Raw genomic sequence first — 20,213 nt, forward strand, 5'->3', positions numbered from 1 at the left:
TAGATTACATCTTTTGCTTACTTTTTGCTTAAGTTGACACCAATGAGCAATGCTAAACCCCTACGAAAAATTTATGTGTATCAGGATTTTCGTGAAATGGTATGAACCATTCTATGGTGAATCCAGCAGGTGATGTCGATAGAAATTTATTTACTTACTACAAGTTCTTCGGTTCTTATTGTCTTAAATACACTGTAGTTCTTAGTTAATTCATAGTACACATTTAGGGTTTCTTCATTAACCCGCGTGGCGCTGAACCGTTCTAGGTTTTGTTTGGCTTGATATCTCAACTTTTGTAGCTGTTGCGAATCGTTGAGCAAATGTCCTAAAGCGTTCGCCAATGTTTGGCTATCTTTTGCTGGTACTAATAAACCAGCTTGTCCCCAATCTAATGTTTCAGGAATCCCATCGATATTACTGGCAATAATTGCACAACCTGCTTCTCTCGCCTCTGTCAGCACTAATCCGAAAGATTCACAGTGGGAAGCGAGAACGAAGATATCCGATGCCAGCATATAGCGTTGTGGTTCTGCTTGAAAACCTTCAAAATGAATTCGCTCTTCAAAAGGTGTATTTTGCACCATTGTTTCAAACATTGCGCGATCGGGGCCGTTTCCGACTAAATATAAATGTGCTTGCGGAAACTCTACAGCAATTTTGACGAATGCTTCTATTAACTCAACAATTCCTTTGCGGGTATACATCCCGGCTACTGTAGTAATTGCTGGGTGGCATAAAGGTAATGGTTGATAATCTTTAATACTACGATTCCGGGGGCTGTTTAATGTACCATTAGATACCACTCGTAACTTACTCTTAGGTATACCACGCCGAACCATTGAATCGGCTACAGCATTACTCACTGCAATTACTCGATCTGCTAATCCCATCAGTACAGCACTACGCTGAAACTCATTGTGTACAGTAGACACTAAACTGTATTCACAACCGTTTCTCATCAGTCCTGCTAGCACAACCCCAGTCATCATATGTGCATGAACAATATCTGGCTGAAATTCTTGGATTATCTCTCGATAACGCCAAGCAGCCTTGATCATATTTACTGGTGTTCTCGACTGATCGAGGTGAAAGTGTTGAACGCCATGACGTGCAAGTAATGCTTCGTATTCTCCCCCATCTGAGGCTACGGCAACATAATGACCATTATCTGCTTGCAGACAAGCTAGATCTACTGCCACATTCACAATTCCATTGCCAATTTGTTCTACATGATTGGTGAGATGTAGTATCCGCATTTAAATTTTCTCCACACAAAGCACTGGTTGTTAATTGATAACTGCGATCGCAAATTCTTTTGAACCACAAAAACACCAAGCCATAAAGACGAAAATAGTCTTCTGTGCTTAGATTTGGGTTCGTTTTCTACCCAGATAGAAGGGGTAGTTTTCCGCCAGAAACTATACTGATACCCAAAAATTAGGATTCAGATTTAAAAAATATTTCATGTGAGCCAGAAAATCGCTGCATAAAGCCACGAGGTAGGCTATTTATTTGAGAACAATATGCAGAAATTGCTCGATTTTTTTTATCTTGAACTGATGCGATAGAAAGATAGTAAGCTGCGGCTATATCTTGCAATTTCAACAGAATAAATAACGGTGCTCTCCAGAACAACCAAATAGGATATTGCAATAGTTCGACTGTGATTCCTGCTTGAGCGATCGCTGCTTTCACTAATTCATAGGTTGCTTCATGATCCCGATGGCAGTCTTTACGATGAGGTACGTATACTTCCTCTGGCTGATACTGCCTTAGCAGCTTAGCTAGCTGTTTAATTGTCTGTTGCCTTTCCTCATTCTTTAAATCAGGCAAAGTCCCATCTGGTTTTTCCAGAAAATGAATATCTGAGGGTTTAACTCCCAAAATTTCTAATGCGTTTACTGCTTCTTTTTTGCGAATTTGGATGATTTTATTTTGGTAATTCTGCTTAGAATTACCTGAACCTTGACCATCAGTAAGAAAAGTTACTGTTACTGGGATGCCATACTCTCGTTTTAGAGCAATCATGCCGCCACAGCCAAATGTTTCATCATCTTGGTGAGGAGAAAACACCATTGCTGATTTGTAGCTTAATGCGATTGGTTTACTTCCATTTTGCACAACCCATCGAAACAGTAAGCTGGAGTGCAAATATTGTATCTGCTCAAGCCAGGTATGAGGAATTAATTTTTGTAATCGCTGTAAATGTTTTTTAATACTCATAATTATTCGCTTTATTTAATAATTCATACTTAATAATTACAGTTTAAAATATTTGGTTACTATTAGCTAGATACACTCATAATCTATGAGGCTTTTTCTCATAAATCCTTTTTTGGGTTGTTATAAAATCATAGTTTAATTACTAAAACTTGTCATTAATTATATTTATTTTTTGTGTAAAAGCATCGATATTTTGGCAAGTCAGTTATAAAGTTTCAGTAAAATATATAACGATAATAAATGGCAATTATTGGACTTACTTTTACGTTAAAAAAGTGCATAAATTGCAACTTAATTTAGTAGCATGTAGGGTGGGAATTGCCCATCTTACTTAATCAAATATATAAAAGTAAGATTGAATTTATGAATCTTTGTGGTGTCAAGATTCCCGACTTCTCAAAGAAGTCGGGAATCTAAAAAATTGGCATTGCTTAACCTACAGAATTATTAACGTTGTGGTCAAAACGTTGAAGCCGAAAATTGTTATTACCCCATTAAGCGATAGATAATTACTTTCCCTTTCCAATCTTCTTCAACAAACACTAAATACTCACCATTGGAACGGCGAAAAGCGCGGATACCGTGGGGTATATCAATCCAACCACTTTCATGTGCAACTTCTGGGCCGGGTTTGAACTGTTGTACTTGTACTCCCGTTGCAGCGTTGTAAACATGTACTTCTGCTGTTTTAAATGTCACGATAAATACATAGTCTCTCGCTACACTCATGGCTGCGGTAGAAACTTCGCGCTTACCTGTGGTGTCGTGAGGAACTACGATCCGCCAACGGGGAGTAAGGTTTTCTTGGCTCCAATGATCAAAACGGACAATCTCCGAGCCGACAACACCAGTATCATCACCTTTAGCAGGGTGGTCTACGGTAAAGCCTGACAAATACATAGTATCTGTTTCCGGGAAATACTCGATCCGCCGTAAATCGGTAAACATACTCGGCGTTTTTTGCTTTTGCATGGAACTATAAGCATAGATGGGGTTGCCATGAGCATCTAGTCCCTGTAATGAATAGTGGCGGATACCAATACTATCTTGAGTTCGTAAAGTTTTCCACACATCACCTTTACTATCTACCCACCAACCCCCCAAGTAGGGATAATCTTCGCTCTTGTCGTATTCACCCTCATCAAACGCACCATTACCATTGCGATCGCGCCAAATCCATTCGCCTTTTTCAGGTTGATGTGGCGGCCAGTTACCAGCGATTGATTTTTTACCTTCGCCATTAGTTCCGACAAACATCCCTGATGGAATTGCAACTTTACTATTTTTGGCTGCATCGAAACGATAAATTTGCAGAAAGCTGCTGTACATATTTGTGATAAACAAAAAAGGCTTACCTTGGATGCGGCGGACAAAGGTAGCATCTGGAGATGTATGCAGACGTGGATCTTGAGGATATTTGAAAGGATTGAGTGTGTAGTTTTTAAAAGTCCCTTGCTTTCCAGGCGGTTGACTGTAGTCCATGACAAAGTGTTCTTCTTTGGTGAAGACATCAACTCCATCAGTTTGAGGATCAGCATCCGCATTATCGACAAACAGCAATCCCAACAATCGCCACAGTTGTTTTCCTGATGGCGAAAACTTTCTTAAGTCTGTTCCCGATCTATTGAAACCATTACTATTTATATAAATGTTGCCTGCGGCATCTGTACCTAATCCTGTAATCCCGTAAAGTTTCAAATCTTGGACTTCCCCAGGATTACCCGCAAAAACACCGCCTTTAGTGCCGAAAGTGGCAACCTGTACTGGCTTATCTGTAACGTTGTAAATCAATACTTGCTGAAGTGGCCCGTTTTCTGCAACTAAAAGCCTACCTTGAGGATCGATGGCGATCGCAGTTGGTTTGACAACTTTAGTAATCTCTTGAGGTAATTGCTTGCCAGTGTGGGAATAATGCAGAATCTTGGCAGGATTACTACCTTTTTTATTTTGAATAATCCACAGATTAGCTTTTTGATCAACAGTTATTGCTCCCGGTCTGGTAACGCTAAAACTGCGTAGTTCCTGCATAGTTTCGGTACTATAAACGCGAATGCGATTGGCAGCAGAGTCACTGACATATAATTGTTTTTTTGCAGTTGCTAATCCAGTAACTTCTCCTTTGGTGCTAGTAATTACCATACTTTTATCCCAGCCACGACCGCTAGCAAACGGTGCAGGTTTTCCAGATAAGTGATAGCGTCTTACGCAGTACCAACTTGTTCCATCTGGCGGATAATCTTTCTCTGTTTTGCCAATTGATCCTTGAGTTATGGCTAAGTAAATATATTTACTATCTACTGTTACTGCTTTACCACCAGTACGGCTCCATCCGTGAGTATCATCAGCCATACCAATAATCTTGCCGTCTTGATAGATTCCGGCTTCTCTGCCTGCTTCATCCCAAACACTATTGGTATAAACTGTGCCATTGGCAGCAACATACATTCCTTCTATATTGTTTTGTACCCAATTTTTTCCACCGCCAAAACTATTACCTATCCAAGATGTTTTGTACGTGCTTGTAGGCGAGCCACTAACAGTCCAGCGTGTTGTTATGCAAGCAGAACTAACAATTACTCCGATAGTCAGACAAAGTAAAAATGTTAAAAACTTCTTTTGATTAAAACTTCGCTTTTGAGATATCTTCTTGAGCGATTGGTCAAATTTGTGGCAGATTCTGCCGATTTTTTTCATTAATCTAAATTTCATCTAATCTCCAAATTTATCTGAGTAAGCCTCAAAAATATTATTTTTATTGCTTCAGAGAATATTGATTGATACTAGTTAGCCATTAGAAGCTAAAATTATCAATCAACTGCAATGTATTACTTGATACTTTGCAATAAATAATAGATAGTAGCTAATGTTTCAAATCCAATTTAGTAGCCAAAACCCTGATATTTTGACTTGTAGCTAAAGAATATTGGCTATTGTAGATGTATTGTTTTATTTTGCGCTTGGTTACTTAAGATTGTCTAGCCCTAAAGAATAAATTATTGAATCCTGATGAGTAATCTTGCTTTTAACAAGTTATATACATAAATAACAAAGACCCAATATTAAAAAGTTCAATTTCACTAAAACTTTATAAAAATTACACGTATTTTTAAATTTAGTTTGCCAGGCGATCGCCAATTTTTTAGTCAAGTATTAATCTTTACTTTATTATTGTTGAATATAGTAAAACTGAATACAGAATATTTTGATATTAATCTGGCATTGTACGCCTAATGTTGAGAGTTAATATAGAAACAATTCAGTGGTTTTTTACGATAAAAGTATAATATTTATCGGGTCTCGTATTTTATAGCTGAGAAGAATACCAGTTTAAGTTTACTAGTTGACAGCCAAATATAAAAGAATTAAAACAGAATATTCTGCCTAATTTTAGCCTTAACTGATGATTTATAGCTACATTACAAGTCTGAAAAAATAATTTAAATAAAGTTGTAGCTTTGCTGGAAAATATTTATGCGTTCATGAATAGAAATGTACTGATGATGTAGTGGATCGCAGAATAGAAGTACTAGCAAAGGTAATTTATTATTTAAAAAAAAGCGGTTGAGCTTGGTGTAAAAACTACGGAACAGGTTCGACAAATCACAGGAAAAAAATAGATGGAAGGTAACAAAGACAATTTCGCTTCAGCATCTATCCTCACCCTGGGAATGGGCTGGTTTCCTCAAACACCAGGAGGATTAGAGCGCTATATTTATGAACTAACTCATCAATTAGCAGTAAATCAAGATTATGTGGAATTATGTGGAGTAGGCTTACCAAAAACAGCAATAAATACGTCAATCAAGCTAACTAATTTGGCTGAGCCAGATAGTGCAATTTGGCGAAGACTGTGGTCTATTCGCAGTAATTTTAAGAAAACCAGACTAGGCAAGCCAGATGCTATTAACTTGCATTTTGCATTATACAGCTTTCCCATTTTGGATCTTTTGCCCAAAGGAGTGCCCATTACTTTCAACTTTCATGGACCTTGGGCATCTGAGAGCCTAGAGGAAGTAGATAATCAGATATTGAGTATTTTAGTTAAACGCTGGCTAATAGAACAAAGCACTTATAAACGTTGCGATCGCTTTATTGTTCTCAGCAAAGCATTTGGGAAAATTCTACATCAACAATATCAAGTTCCTTGGAATAAAATTCACATAATTCCTGGTGGAGTTGATATTAATAAATTTCAAGCTAACCTATCACCGCAAGAAGCTAGAAGCAAATTAGGCTGGCCTGATAGTCGCCAGATATTATTTACATCCCGACGTTTAGTACATCGAGTTGGACTAGATAAATTATTGCAAGCACTAGCAATCATTAAACCAAGAATTCCTGATGTTTGGCTAGCGATCGCAGGTCGTGGTCATATACAAGCTGCACTACAACAACAGGCTAAAGAATTAGGACTAGAAGACAACGTTAAATTTCTAGGTTTTCTACCTGATGACCAGCTACCTTTAGCGTACCAAGCTGCCGACTTAACAATCATGCCTAGCCAGTCTTTTGAAGGGTTTGGATTAGCAATAGTAGAATCCCTTGCTTGTGGTACTCCTGTTTTATGCACTCCTGTTGGCGGAATGCCAGAAATTATAGAACCTTTATTACCAGATTTAATTACTGATTCCGTTGAAGTTTCAGCTATTGCTGAAAAATTAGAACAAGTCTTACTAGGAAGCATACTAATCCCTTCACGCGAAGCCTGTCACCAGTACGCCGCCACCAACTTTAACTGGCATCAAATAGCCCAGCAAGTTCGGGAAGTTCTATTAGGGAATAGAGACTAGGGTCGCAGAGACGCGGGGACACGGAGAAATAATAAATGACGAATGACAAATATGCTGAAAATTCTTTTTTTAGATCAAAGTGGTAAGCCAGGGGGTGCAGAACTATGTTTGATAGATATTGCTAAACCCTATCGCGATCGCGCTCTTGTAGGATTATTTGCAGATGGAACATTTAAAACTTTACTAGAGCAAAATCAAATTCCAGTAGAAGTTTTAACAACTCAATCAATTCAAGTTAAAAAAGCCAGTAGTTTTTTACAAGGGGTAAGAAGTCTAAGACAAATAATACCACTAATAATTAAAGTAGTAAAAAGAGCTAGGAAATACGATTTGATTTATGCTAATACGCAAAAAGCATTAGTCATAGGCGCGATCGCTAGTTTCTTTGCCCGTCGTCCTCTGGTCTATCATTTGCATGATATTCTCTCAAAAGAACATTTTAGTCAAACTAACCGACGCATTGCTGTTAACTTAGCTAATCATTTTGCCTCGTTAGTAATTGCTAACTCCCAAGCAAGTCAAACAGCTTTTGTGCAAGCGGGAGGACGTGCAAATATCACTACAGTTGTCTATAACGGCTTTGAACCCAAAATTTATCAAACTTGCGAATCTGATGTTAGGCAATTACAGCAAGAATTAGGTCTGATAGGAAAATTTATAATCGGTCACTTCAGTCGGCTTGCACCTTGGAAAGGGCAACATATTTTAATTGATGCGCTTGCCAAATGTCCGCAACAAGTAACAGTAATTTTAGTTGGAGATGCTTTATTTGGTGAACAAGATTATGTGCAACAATTGCATCGGCAAGTTACTGCATTGGGGTTAGAAAATCGCGTAAATTTTTTAGGATTTCGTGCTGATATTCCGCAGTTAATGGCAGCTTGTGACTTAGTTGCTCATACCTCCACTTTTGCAGAACCCTTTGGTAGAGTAATCGTTGAAGCTATGCTGTGTGGTACACCTGTAGTTGCAACTAAAGCTGGGGGTGCAATGGAATTAATCGAACCTGGAATCAATGGTTTTTTAGTTCAACCTGGAGATTCTCAAGAACTAGCACAAGTAATTACTACTTGCCTTCAAGAGAGACATAAAACTGCAACTATGGCTCATAATGCCAGAAAAATAGCTAGTAAGCGTTTTGATGTGAAAATTATTAATCAGCAAATTTCCCAACTGTTATCATCTAAATTTAACTAATTACTAATTCATAATTTTTTATCACATTTACACAAATAAGGAAGGCATATAAAATCTAAATCCATAACAGGATTGTAACTAGTGTAGAGTGAGCATTGCCCACCATATCCAGGTTTTGTAAGGCCTAGCCCTAACTACTTATATTTCTTGGATTACCCCTCGTAAGCACCATCATTTTGGTTTTATTCAGAGTCTAAATCTGCGTCAAAGCTGTCTTTAATTACGAACTAAGAATTACAAATTATTTAATAGTCCCGATATCCATCCCATTATAGATTCTCATAAGTAAGTTCCCGATTTGCCCAGTTGGTTTGTTCTAGAAATTCACTGAATGTAGTCAATAGTTCCGGAAATTCTGTGCGCAACTGCTGAACATCGGCTTGATAACCTTTATGACGATACCACTGAATCAAATCGAAGAGTTCCTTTTGCCAAAGCAGTAAAAAAATCCACGCAGGTGTTTCTTTGTGGGTAACTTTGATCCCCTGCGCTTGAGAAAATGCCTCTGCCATTTGCTTAGGAGTCAGCACATCACCAGCCAACTCAATTTCTCGCCCGATGTATTGGGAGGGATGTTGAATCACATAGGCAGCTACACGCCCCATATCTTTAGTTGTAATCAGATGTAGGGGCTTATTTGGCTGAATAGAAAATGGAAAAGCGCCCTTGAGAATAGAGGGCCGCGTGTACTTTTTCCAAAACTCTTCCATAAACAAGCAAGCGCGCAACATGGTTGTTGGTAAGCCAGCTGCTTTGAAAATTTGCTCCACTTCATACTTTTGCTCAATATGGGGAATGCCAGAATTTCTATCTGCCCCACCTGCGGAATTGTAGACTAAGTGCTTAATATCAGCTTGCTTTACAGCTTGTGCAACTTGCTTTGCTCTCTCAACTTCTAAGGGATCGGCCTTACTAGAGTCTCCAGATGTGGCGTGACAGTAAACAGCCGTAACTCCTGTCAAGGCTGGGGTGAGGGAGTTTGCATCGTCTAGGTCAGCTTCAACTAACTCAACTCCAGCATCATTCAACTTTGAAAGAGATGGACGATTTAGGTCTATCTTTCTGGTGATGGCACGCAGATTAGTGACGCCCTGCTCGAGAAATCCCTTGACGACATTCCCACCAGTACCACCAGTAATGCCAATAAGTAGAACTTTACTCATTTTTAACCTTTGACAGGGATAAGAGTATTACAGCAGAATAAAGCTGTCAGAATCCAGAATTTAGAAGTTAAACAGGCTTTATACCTGGGTTTGAGGCTGATTATCTGTGCTTAACCAACTTAAAATCCGCTGTAAAATTTGCAATCGAATCACAAGCTTGTTGATTTATAGCTATAAAGCCAATCCTCAAACTCTGACTGACTCATCTGTGCTTGTTCTGCAACTCCGCGCAGAAATGTTTCGCTGTCAGCATCATAAGAGCGTGCGCCTTGGAATGCACTCCGAGCTTGAATGACTTGGGTGCGGTGGATGCGACTTTTCTCGTAGCTAGCAAGAGCTGTTTCAATACTGTCCGCATGGGAAAGGCACTCTTGCAGTTCCCATGCATCCTCAAAAGCCATATTCGCTCCTTGTCCTAAAACTGGTACTACTGGATGGGCTGCATCGCCCAAAAGCGTTACCCTACCTTGGCTCCAACTTTCCAATGGTGGTCTGTCGTATATTGGACGTTCGACAATTTCGTTGGCATCTGTTGCCGCCACAATTGCCTGTACTGGTTCTCCCCATCCAGCAAATACTTCTAAAACACGAGATTTTACCTCTACGGCGTTTTGGAGGCAATTAGCATCTGCCGATAACGCTCCAGCGCTCCAAAATATGTATCCGTCTCCTACATCGATGAGGGTGAAAGCTTTGCCGTCATTTCCCAGCATAAAAATTGATTCGTCAGAACCAAGTAGCTCGTGGTTATACTTAACGACAGCACGCCAAGACAAGCGTCCCGAATAGCGAGGGGAACCGTCTTTAATGAGCATCTGTCTCACAACGGAGTTTATACCATCAGCCCCTATCAGTAAATCTGCCTGAACTTTTTTGCCATCTTCAAAGTCAACTTCTACACCTTGGTCGTTTTCTTGATAGCCTATGCACCGAGAATTGAGGTGAATGGCTTCCTTTGGCAGTCCAGCAGCGAGTATTTCTTGCAGGCGCGACCAGCGAATGTTCAACATCGGCTGCCCATATTTCGCTAATAGCGTAATAGGGCTTTGCATGATGATTTCTCCCGTGCTTTTTTTTAGGTTCAGCATCCGGGTTTGGCTACCTGCGGATTTCAAAGACTCAACTATACCTGCATCAATGGCACGAAGACTATTCAAGCCGTTAGGAAAAAGCGTCAGACCAGCGCCTACTGCTCGCAATTCCCTTGCCTTTTCATAGACTTGCGTTTCAATGCCTTGTTTTCGTAGTGCTAAAGCAAGTGTTAAACCTCCAAGACCAGCACCAATGATGGCAACTCTCGATGCTAACGCTACAGGAGATTGTGTTGGGTTGTTTTCCGACATGAATCACACTTAGGAGTGATGTTTTGGTCGTGTTCGCCAGTAAGAGAAAAATTAAAGTTAGCTTTGATTAGTACGACTACCTAACCATTTCATTTTAGAGTATTGAGGCGCGTGAGAGGTTGACACAAACAATGACTGAGCAGCAACCGGATGTGGACAATACACCTGTGTTTGAGCAGTTGTGGGGTATTACAAATGAACTCCGCCAGAAACTAGATGCTCGTTTTGAAGTACATCTAGATGTTTCTACAAAAGAATTACAAAACTATTCTGCCCAAAATGCTGAAGTTTACGGATCTCTCAATACCTTCTCTGGTTCTGAAATTGATTGGCTAGTGCATCAATGGGCACGGAAACCCAAATCAGGCTTTAACTACATACGCTTGGTAATTTGGCTAGGATCGCATATCCGTGTTCCTCATCTGGCCTTTGAGTTTGCTACGTTTGGACATCTATTTTTCTACATGGATTACATTCCTAGGACTGATTTATCTACAGACTTAGAATATTTGGATCGCTACTATGAATCTGTTAATCAAACCTATTTAAATCTCCAAGAAGATTCACGTTTTCAACCCTTTATCAGCAAAAGCCTATATATCCGCCAGGTGCTGTCACCTACTTGTTTACTTTTTACCTGTCCAGTCGCTAATGAGACATTAGAGTTCATCAGTAATATTGCTTTTGAGATGATGAATCCTTGGCTCAGATGGGTAGATGAAGCTGAACCTGTACCAGAATCCGAACGTACTGCTTTGTCGAAGCGTGATTTGATTGTGCGCCGTGCTGTTGCTGAACGCGATCCAGGTAATGAAAATTCTGTACGGCTATTTGGAGAAGAATTGACAGATAAACTAGTGCGATCGCTGTGGGGTGGCGATCGTATTCTTAAGAGTGGGAGTTAAAATTTTCACCCAGCAATTATGACAGCCCACACCGATAATCTAGATTCATATCGAGCCTTGGCACTCCAAGTTACCTGTCATGCAGTGAATCAAGCACGCGATCGCACTGAAGCTCGTTCTTTAATTCAAAATACTATCAACCGCTTGGCACAACAAATCGCTGCCAGTATTGCTTTTATCGGCTTTGACTGTCGTTTAATTGTGTTACCAGAGTATTTCCTCACAGGTTTTCCTCTTGGTGAATCTGTAGCGGTGTGGGCAGAAAAAGCCTGTTTGGAAATGAATGGTGCTGAGTATGAAGCTCTTGGTCAAATCTCTCAAAAACATCGTATCTTTTTAGCTGGGAACGCCTACGAAGTTGACCCTAACTTTCCTGGGTTGTACTTTCAAACTTGCTTTGTGATTGACCCATCAGGAAACGTTGTCTTGCGGTATCGGCGGCTAAATTCGATGTTCGCCCCCACACCCCATGATGTTTGGGATAAATATCTTGACTGCTATGGATTAGAGGGAGTTTTTCCTGTTGCGAAAACTGCGATCGGAAATTTAGCGGCTTTGGCATCAGAAGAAATTTTATATCCAGAAGTTGCACGGTGTTTAGCAATGCGCGGGGCAGAAATTTTTCTCCACTCCACCTCTGAAGTTTATAGCAAAGCTTTAACACCCAAAGACGCAGCCAAAATTACCCGTGCGGTGGAAAATACCGCCTACGTAGTTTCTGCGAATACAGCAGGTATCGCGAATATCCCCATCCCAGTTGCCTCTGCTGATGGTGGTTCTAAGATTATTGACCATCGTGGAATCGTGCTATCTGAAACAACCACAGGCGAAAGCATGGCAGCTTTTGCAGAGATTGACCTAGCTGCTTTACGACGCGATCGCCGCCGACCGGGGTTAAATAATTTACTCTCCCGCCAGCGATTTGAACTATATGCCCAAAGTTACCTTCAATCGCAATTTTACCCACCAAACACTATGCTGGAAACAGAAGTAGACCGCAAACACTTCCTACAAACACAGCAAGCGACCATTGAACGCCTAGCCAACTTAGGGGTGATTTGAGGGAGAGATGAGGGAGTGTGGGGAGTGTGGGGAGAAATGGGACAAGGAAGACAAGGAAGACAAGGAAGACAAGGGAGAAATAATTAGTTGACTGTTGACTCTGGACTCTTGACCAATAACAAATGACAAATGACAAATGACCAATGACAAATGACAAATGCCCAATGACCAATGACAAATGCCCAATGACAAATGACCAATGACAAAATCAATAGATGTTCGTAATCCTCGGACGGGAAAATTTGACTATGTGATTATACCGCCACCGCCAAAGCTACTGGCGCAGCTATGCAATCGGCTGCGGAGGTCGCAAGTTCGTTGGCAGCAGATGAGTTTAGAAGGGAGAATTGAAGCATTACAGGAATGGAAGCAAGCGATATTATCAGAACGCGATCGCTTGTCTGAAGCTTTGGTCAATGATACAGGAAGATTGTCAATCTCGGAAATGGAAATTGATTCCTTTATCTCTAGCATTGATCGTTGGTGTCGATTAGCGCCAGAATTGCTGCAAGACTCGGCAAAAAATACAGCAATTCCATTTATCGCCCTACAACAAACAGCCGTTCCTTATTCCTTAGTTGGGGTGATTAGTCCGTGGAATTTTCCGTTATTGCTATCTACGATTGATGCTATTCCCGCATTGCTAGCGGGTTGTGCAGTTGTTGTCAAACCTAGTGAGATTGCTCCCCGCTTTGTAGCACCATTGATGACAGCACTTAATGCTGTGCCTAAATTACGCGATGTATTTAGTTTTATTGAAGGAGCAGGTGAAACAGGAGCTGCTCTGATTGAATATGTAGATTTAGTCTGCTTTACGGGTAGTGTGGCCACAGGGCGAAAAGTTGCCGAAGTAGCAGCGAAAAAGTTTATACCAGTATTTTTAGAATTAGGTGGCAAAGATCCGGCGATCGTTTTAGAATCCGCTAATTTAGATTTAGCAACTTCAGCAATTTTATGGGGTGCAGTTGTTAACACTGGGCAGTCATGTCTTTCAATTGAACGAATTTACGTTGCCGAATCTATATTAGATAAATTTGTTACACAGTTAGTAGCTAAAGCCCAAAAGCTAAAATTAGCTCACCCTGCATTAGAAACTGGGGAAATTGGCCCAATTATTGCCGAAAAACAAGCAGCAATTATTAGCGACCATCTTCTAGATGCATCAGATAAGGGAGCAGTAATTCACTGTGGCGGTAAAGTTGAAGAATTAGGCGGGGGTTGGTGGTGTCGTCCCACAGTTCTTACTCAGGTCAACCATTCTATGAAAGTGATGACCGACGAAACTTTTGGTCCGATTATGCCAATCATGCCATTTGCTAATGTTGAGGAAGCAATTCATTTAGCTAATGACTCAATTTATGGACTGAGTGCTGCTGTGTTTGCAGGATCAGAAGAATTAGCTTTAGAAGTTGCCCAGCAAATAGATGCAGGAGGTATCAGTATCAACGATGCTGCTCTTACCGCTATCATGCATGAAGGCGAGAAAAATTCATTCAAATTCTCTGGTCTGGGTGGATCACGTATGGGTCCAGCAGCGTTAAAACGGTTCATGCGGAAAAAAGCTTTTTTGATCAAAACCAATTCTGCAAATGATCCTTGGTGGTTTGATAATTAATTAAGCAGAAAATTTACAATTAACAATTCCAACCTGAGAATTGAAGCCTAGCAGACGCTCTAAAGGAGTTTTCTATGTCTACGATCCGAGAAGGAATGCCCGTGCTTGCCCGTCACGAAGGAGAATGGGTGGGTACGTATACACTGATCGATACAGCAGGAAAAATCCTCGATAGGCATGAATCTCATTTAAGCTGCCAGTTTCCAGAAAATAGCCCCTATCCTTATTACCAAATTAATCGTTACAAGTGGTCTGACGGTAAACAAGAGGAACATCAATTTCCTGGAAGCTATAGGGATAAAGCCCTATTTTTTGATACTGAACGTATTCAAGGGAAAGCTTGGGAAGTTGACGATTCTACAGTTATTTTGTGGTTTTCTTATAAAGAAGTACCGACAATGTACTTGTATGAAATGATTCAAATTAGTCCAGATAATAACTATCGTGCCCGCACTTGGCAATGGTTTAAAAATCATCAAATTTACCAACGTACTCTCATCCAAGAAGAACGGCTACGATAGCACTGTTGAAGGGTTAAGAGCCAAGAGTTCATTAGTAATAAGTAACACTTGAGGAAATACTAAAAAATAAATTATCCAATATCTTCTCAGGTACCTTAACGAAATGTAACGCAATATCTTTGATTTCATGGCGGTGCGTTAGGCGGAACGCCATAACGCACCCTACTGGCGTGTCTAGGCTAAAATGTTGCAATAAAAAATGTTCGTAGTTGCGCTTTAGCGCCCTATCAATTAGAAATGTAATGCACAATTTTAGTCTTGCACGCCACTACCATTTGGATATTTTTTTTAATTGCAAGTTCTTAAGGGTCATTCACCTGTTCTCTACTCTCTTCTCTAATTTTCAGATTCCAATTCAAGGGAACCTTTTTTAAGGTGAGTTGTTCAGATATTAACCAAGTGCAACTATTATGTAGCAGTAGAAATTTTTTTCATACCATGAGTGTACTATTCAGTAAAAAAATTAGTTTTACGGTAGGTTTTGCTACCTTATTACTTTTCGGTTTAGCCAGTAACCATTTATATAGTCAATCAAAAACTAAACAGCTAACTCAACAATATCAGACTACCCAAAATGTCTCTTTTATTCAGCAGGAAAAACCTCTAACTCAAACAGGTATTTCCCTCCCCTTCATTCAGTCTGCTCAGATAGTTGCCACAAGTTTGCTAAATATCTTGAATGAGCAACAAGAGTTTGAGCATGATTTCAGCCAGCAAAACATTCATCCATCTGGGCGGAATTTGATATCAGCCTCCACAACCTATGCAGTCATTGATGAGTTAAAAAAATATAAATTTAGTGTTAATGGTAGTCAGGTTTTTAATCCTGGAAAACTACCAACCGCAAAGGTTAATTTCAATCAAACAGATTTACTAACTGTTCTTTCTAATACCAGAAAATATTATCAAAACTACGCTAATGAAGACCCTGATATTTTACGTACAGGTCTTCTTGGAACTAAGGGAGTTGCTGTGGAGGATGTACTCAAAACCTTAGATTTCATGATTGCCGTTTTAAAGGAAGATATTGCCAATCGTCGAACTACTCGTTTACAAGATCCTAATTTTATTAACACCCATTTTCGAGTGATAAAATGGTCTGCTTATAACCCTAAGAGCAGAAATCAACAGCAACTAAGAATCACAAAATATGCTGTGTTTATTCATTCTGGTTCTCAGAAAAAGACATCTACTTTTAACATACCAATTTATAGCTTAAAAGATAATCTCAGTACCGATAAATTCTACACAAGATATACAAAGCAAGATGTACTATCTGGTATTTATGAACCAGGCGGTAAGGAATTTGGTAAAGTTGAACCCCTTGCATATTTAACTCGCAATGGTTTTGAAGAAGCACTCATGGAGGGGACAATATTAATTAAATTTACAGATGGAACTCAGGGGGTTTTTAATGTAGATAGAAGTAATGAGATTCCTTATATTAGGGGATTAAAAGCAACAGCACAAAAGCGTTACTGGTATTTTAGGAAAGTTGATGCTATCAAAGGTTATGGATACAAGATAGATGCAAAAATATCCATCAAACCAGGAGTAACTTTTGCTGGCGATGTCCTAAATATTGGTTTAGGTAAAGTGATTGTACTTGAGCATAATAGAGGTGGACGCAAACAGCTACAAATGGGCGTCATTGCTGATACAGGTGGAGCATTTTTACCTAATCTCCATCAACTTGATTTTTTAGCAGGTATTTTTCAGAATCAAAAAGATTTTGAACAGCATATCGGCAATTTACCTGACTATTCTACGGCATACATTTTAGTGAAAAAGTAATACTTCGTAGGGGCACGGCATCCTAATCTTTCGGTGCATTACATAATTTTCTCGGTGCCGTACCCCTATAATTTGTCTTCACTGAACCGTATTGCGATATAGTTCATTTTGCTGGAATTTTTCTACTAACAATTACTGGAGGAGATTATTTAGTGCAAATTAGCGGTCAAGGAACTGTTCTCGCTAAAGTTAAGGAAAATCTGGGGCGTGTCTTTACCCAAGCAGGCCATCCATGCGCAAAAAATCCCTTGAGCTTTTATTGCGATCGCGTTGCTTTTGACAGCCAAAATTAGTTCAGCGGAGATCTAAAAGTTTACTTCAGTGATTGATATGCCTTGATTTGAGCACGTAACTGAGCAATCTCCTGCGCCATATCTAGTACCATTGCTGCTCCCACTAAATTGAGTCCTAAATCTCGACGCAGACGTTGAATTTTAGCAATGCGAGTAATATCGCGCTGGTGGAGCATTACCCCAATCGGTTCAATCAATCCCAACTCGGCAAAGCGTTCTACCAGCACAGTAGATGTCTCTGTCACCCTTGCTGCATATTCATACGAGTAAAGCTGTTCGCCATCTTGGGAAACAACTGTTTGAGAAAGGCTGAACTCGGTCATAATTTTACCTCCTGCAACTGAGCGCGGGGATTAAAGTTGCTGTGTGCCTGAATTGTTTCGTAAGCTTCACGTTCAATGGGGCTGATATCTTTTGGAGGCACAATCTGGAGTTTAATTATGAGGTCACTGCGTTTACCTTGAGGTAACGTCCAGCCTTTACCGCGGATTCTCAGGGATTGACCAGAACGCACTCCAGGCGGCACCTTGACATTAATACTACCATCAGGAGTTGGTGCATCGATTTCAGCGCCCAAAACTGCTTCATCTGGGCGAATTGGAATTTCACAGGTAATGTTATCGCCTTCAAATTGGAAAAAGGGATGGGGCAAAACTTCAATTGTCAGATACAAGTCTCCCCGTTGTTGGGAAAAGGGACTAGGATGACCTTTCCCTTTAATCCGAACTCGGCTTCCTGGTGTAGCCCCTGGTGGAATCCGCACATTAATTGTCTCACCATCGAGTTGGAGACGCTTTTGTGTACCATGAAAAGCTTCTGAGAAGGTAAGGGCGATCGCAGCTTCCGTGTCAGTGCCAGGAGTTGTATCAGTACCACTAGTTCGCCCTGTAGTATTACGGTAGGTAGAGGTTCTGCGCCCGGTTTCCCCTGGGGTACTATAGCGCCCCAGCAAATCATTGATGAATGAGTCAAAGTCGCCGTATTGGTCAAAATCAAAGCCCTGAGTAGCTGTACCCACACCTGTGCTTCTCGGTGGAGGTGTTCCGGCCTGATTTACCTGATTCCAGTACTGCCCAAACTGGTCGTACTTCTGCCGCTTTTCAGGGTCAGAGAGTACCTCATTCGCTTCATTAATTTCTTTAAAACGTTCTTCTGCTTTTTGATCTCCAGAATTCAAGTCAGGATGATATTTACGGGCAAGTTTGCGGTATGCTCGTTTGATTTCGTCTGGTGTAGCTTTTTTGTCAACCCCCAGAACCGTGTAATAGTCTTTAAAGTCTGTTACCTTTGCCATACTGCAATTTAGCGATCGCCTATTCCTAACTCCTCACTACATCGGTCGATCGGGTCCCATATCAGGATTTGGCGCGTCTTGCTCGGAGGTGATTGGAGGTGGGGTATAGTCTTTTTGTAGTTCGTTGGCGTCTACGGGATAATTTCCTGTAGTTGTAAATAATTTGGTATCTGTAGGGTCGTTGATTTCAGTATCCCCTGCAATATTGCTGGCGCTAGGATGGTCTACTGGGTCGTCTTGACGCATTTCACCCGCTTGCTTTTGGGCATCGAGCATAGCACTACCACCACTGGCGCTTTTTTGCTCGTAGTTGGTTTGTTGAGCTTCGGCGGCTGCTTGATTGGGAACTGCTGCTTGCGCCGCTCTTGTTTGATCGTCCATCGTTCATTCTCCATCAGCTCTGAGAATGCCTAAGCTTAATGTAAAGTAGCAGACAGCTCATCTGTCATTAGTGATGTCTCTACTGAGAGACTCAAACAGCAAAAGGAAAGGTTTCTGGAGGATCGCCTATATTCTCTTGGATATTGCGGTCTAAGGGTTGTACTCCCTTTGTGTCATCTATGTGGATAATGGCATCAAACTGCTCGGGAAGACAGGCATAAAAGTAGTGGCTGATGCGCTCGGTTTCTGGTTGGTAAATAACTCCGATCGCTCTTTCTAATCGCCGTTTTTCTAATCCCTGAACTGTCGAGTTATCCCGTAGTTGTAACCAAAACTGAGGTAGTCCTGTCTCATGAAAAAGAGCTTCGTAGCTATTTGCTAAAGCAGGGCGAACTAGCTTCAGTTCGGTTGTACCTCCCCAATCAGAAGCAGCCGTAACTGTACCTGTATATGTGCTAAAGCCAATTAGTACTGAGTCACGACCATATTTTTCGCGCACCAATTGACCAAGATTGATCTCACCACCTCTACCCATAGCAGTTGCTCGTGCATCTCCCAAGTGGGAGTTGTGTTCCCAAACTACAACCTTGGCTGGTTGCCCTTGTTGATCGAGATGAGCTGTTAGGTGATCTAGAGTTTCTGCCATGTGGCGATCGCGAATATTCCATGAGGACACCCGTTCTTGAAACATAGAGCGATAGTAAGCTTCAGCATTCTTCACCAATCGGGCGTTTTGCTCGATGTAGAACAACTCGTCTGCTGCTACTGGATTATGATGTTTGAACTCGTTAGCACGGCGTTGTAGTTCCCGCAGCTGATTGACTACCTCTTGTTCGCAGGATTCGCTGAGTCCAAAACTGGCAGCATAACCATAGTGCTGGCTATCTTCGCCAAAATGCTCAAAGCATGAGTAGCGATAACGAGCGCGTTGGGCGGCTTCCGGGTCAACTCGATCGAGATAGTTGAGCACCTCTGCCATTGAAGCATACATACTATAAAGATCTAGCCCATAAAAGCCAACTTTAATAGCATTTTGCGGTAGAGCATCATTATATTGCCTTAACCAATTGACAAATTTTAATACATCTATATTTCGCCACATCCAGGCGGGGAAGCGTTGGAAGTTAGAAAGTGCTTCCGCAGGTGTTGGATCTTCGCTGACACCACGAACGTAGCGATTAATACGATAAGCATCAGGCCAGTCTGCCTCTACAGCAACGGCTGTAAAGCCTTTCTCTTGAATCAGCCGTTTGGTAATCTCAGCTCGTTGCTCGTAGAACTCATGGGTTCCGTGGGAAGCTTCGCCAATCAAGACAAAGCGGGCATTACCAATTAAGTCCATCAATGGATCGTAGTCTGCGGTTGCTCCTGTAAGTTGGTATGCAGATCTACGCATCGCATCAACCAGGTTGGTTATCGTTGCTTCTGGCATATTTCTAGCTCTTTGTTCATTCCAAGTTAACTACTGACCAAAAAATTTAAAAATTTATCCTATAGGAACGTGACCCTCACTGCTGCACAGAAGAGATGGAACTTTGAGATCGTTGTATTTTGAGACAAAAAGAATACGTTATCTAAACTCAGCATAAAAATCTCTCACATCACTTCCATCTGGCTAATTGTGCATCAAGC

The 20,213-nt window shown here is 40.9% G+C and carries 16 protein-coding genes; 7 read left to right on the forward strand and 9 right to left on the reverse strand.

Going from position 1 to position 20,213, the window contains the following annotated elements; genetic code table 11:
• Positions 1 to 146: 146 nt before the first annotated feature.
• The 3 genes from BV372_RS12665 to BV372_RS12675 all read right to left on the reverse strand — a co-directional run bounded on the left by BV372_RS12665 (position 147) and on the right by BV372_RS12675 (position 4,932).
• On the reverse strand, positions 147 to 1,256 hold the full coding sequence (locus BV372_RS12665; protein ID WP_086686860.1) for a glycosyltransferase family 4 protein: 1,110 nt from the start codon (positions 1,254 to 1,256) through the stop codon (positions 147 to 149).
• A 181-nt stretch (positions 1,257 to 1,437) separates the two neighbouring features.
• Entirely contained in the window at positions 1,438 to 2,223 is a 786-nt protein-coding gene (locus BV372_RS12670; protein WP_086686861.1) for a PIG-L deacetylase family protein, read from the reverse strand.
• 486 nt (positions 2,224 to 2,709) lie between these two features.
• Entirely contained in the window at positions 2,710 to 4,932 is a 2,223-nt protein-coding gene (locus BV372_RS12675; protein ID WP_086686862.1) for a hypothetical protein, read from the reverse strand.
• Between the two features lie 908 nt (positions 4,933 to 5,840).
• On the opposite strand from BV372_RS12675, the gene BV372_RS12680 reads away from it, so the two are divergent.
• Complete coding sequence (locus BV372_RS12680) at positions 5,841 to 7,013, forward strand: glycosyltransferase family 4 protein (RefSeq protein WP_086686863.1); 1,173 nt, start codon at positions 5,841 to 5,843, stop codon at positions 7,011 to 7,013.
• Positions 7,014 to 7,067: 54 nt separating this feature from the next.
• The gene (locus BV372_RS12685) at positions 7,068 to 8,210 is read left to right on the forward strand and encodes a glycosyltransferase family 4 protein (RefSeq protein ID WP_086686879.1); all 1,143 of its coding nucleotides are present in this window, start codon (positions 7,068 to 7,070) and stop codon (positions 8,208 to 8,210) included.
• 269 nt (positions 8,211 to 8,479) lie between these two features.
• Here BV372_RS12685 and BV372_RS12690 read toward each other — a convergent pair whose 3' ends face one another.
• Both BV372_RS12690 and BV372_RS12695 read right to left on the reverse strand, forming a co-directional pair.
• Positions 8,480 to 9,373, reverse strand: coding sequence for an NmrA/HSCARG family protein (locus BV372_RS12690; RefSeq protein WP_086686864.1), 894 nt, complete (start codon positions 9,371 to 9,373; stop codon positions 8,480 to 8,482).
• A gap of 149 nt (positions 9,374 to 9,522) precedes the next feature.
• Positions 9,523 to 10,716, reverse strand: coding sequence for an NAD(P)/FAD-dependent oxidoreductase (locus BV372_RS12695; protein ID WP_086686865.1), 1,194 nt, complete (start codon positions 10,714 to 10,716; stop codon positions 9,523 to 9,525).
• 131 nt (positions 10,717 to 10,847) lie between these two features.
• On the opposite strand from BV372_RS12695, the gene BV372_RS12700 reads away from it, so the two are divergent.
• The 5 genes from BV372_RS12700 to BV372_RS12725 all read left to right on the forward strand — a co-directional run bounded on the left by BV372_RS12700 (position 10,848) and on the right by BV372_RS12725 (position 16,613).
• Positions 10,848 to 11,621: a red chlorophyll catabolite reductase gene (locus BV372_RS12700; protein WP_086686866.1), complete on the forward strand. Its 774-nt coding sequence runs from the start codon at positions 10,848 to 10,850 to the stop codon at positions 11,619 to 11,621.
• A gap of 18 nt (positions 11,622 to 11,639) precedes the next feature.
• Positions 11,640 to 12,683, forward strand: a complete 1,044-nt coding sequence (locus BV372_RS12705) for a nitrilase-related carbon-nitrogen hydrolase (protein ID WP_086686867.1) — start codon at positions 11,640 to 11,642, stop codon at positions 12,681 to 12,683.
• Between the two features lie 199 nt (positions 12,684 to 12,882).
• Positions 12,883 to 14,298, forward strand: a complete 1,416-nt coding sequence (locus BV372_RS12715) for an aldehyde dehydrogenase family protein (protein ID WP_086686869.1) — start codon at positions 12,883 to 12,885, stop codon at positions 14,296 to 14,298.
• A gap of 74 nt (positions 14,299 to 14,372) precedes the next feature.
• Positions 14,373 to 14,819 carry a DUF3598 family protein gene (locus tag BV372_RS12720; protein WP_086686870.1) on the forward strand — a complete coding sequence of 149 codons (447 nt, stop codon included), beginning with the start codon at positions 14,373 to 14,375 and terminating at the stop codon, positions 14,817 to 14,819.
• A 438-nt stretch (positions 14,820 to 15,257) separates the two neighbouring features.
• A complete protein-coding gene (locus BV372_RS12725) occupies positions 15,258 to 16,613 on the forward strand; it encodes a hypothetical protein (RefSeq protein WP_086686871.1) in 1,356 nt (451 codons plus the stop codon).
• A 313-nt stretch (positions 16,614 to 16,926) separates the two neighbouring features.
• Here BV372_RS12725 and BV372_RS12730 read toward each other — a convergent pair whose 3' ends face one another.
• The 4 genes from BV372_RS12730 to BV372_RS12745 form a co-directional block, all read right to left on the reverse strand.
• Positions 16,927 to 17,229 (reverse strand): chaperone modulator CbpM, encoded by a 303-nt coding sequence (locus BV372_RS12730; protein ID WP_086686872.1) that lies wholly within the window; start codon positions 17,227 to 17,229, stop codon positions 16,927 to 16,929.
• Positions 17,226 to 18,200 (reverse strand): DnaJ C-terminal domain-containing protein, encoded by a 975-nt coding sequence (locus tag BV372_RS12735; RefSeq protein ID WP_086686873.1) that lies wholly within the window; start codon positions 18,198 to 18,200, stop codon positions 17,226 to 17,228. Before BV372_RS12735 ends, BV372_RS12730 begins: the two co-directional genes overlap by 4 nt.
• A 36-nt stretch (positions 18,201 to 18,236) precedes the next feature.
• Positions 18,237 to 18,581 (reverse strand): hypothetical protein, encoded by a 345-nt coding sequence (locus BV372_RS12740; protein WP_086686874.1) that lies wholly within the window; start codon positions 18,579 to 18,581, stop codon positions 18,237 to 18,239.
• Positions 18,582 to 18,672: 91 nt separating this feature from the next.
• On the reverse strand, positions 18,673 to 20,013 hold the full coding sequence (locus BV372_RS12745) for an erythromycin esterase family protein (protein ID WP_086686875.1): 1,341 nt from the start codon (positions 20,011 to 20,013) through the stop codon (positions 18,673 to 18,675).
• Between the last annotated feature and the right edge of the window lie 200 nt (positions 20,014 to 20,213).

Origin of the sequence: Nostoc sp. T09, from assembly GCF_002154695.1 — a bacterium.
In the GTDB taxonomy this organism is placed as follows: domain Bacteria; phylum Cyanobacteriota; class Cyanobacteriia; order Cyanobacteriales; family Nostocaceae; genus Aulosira.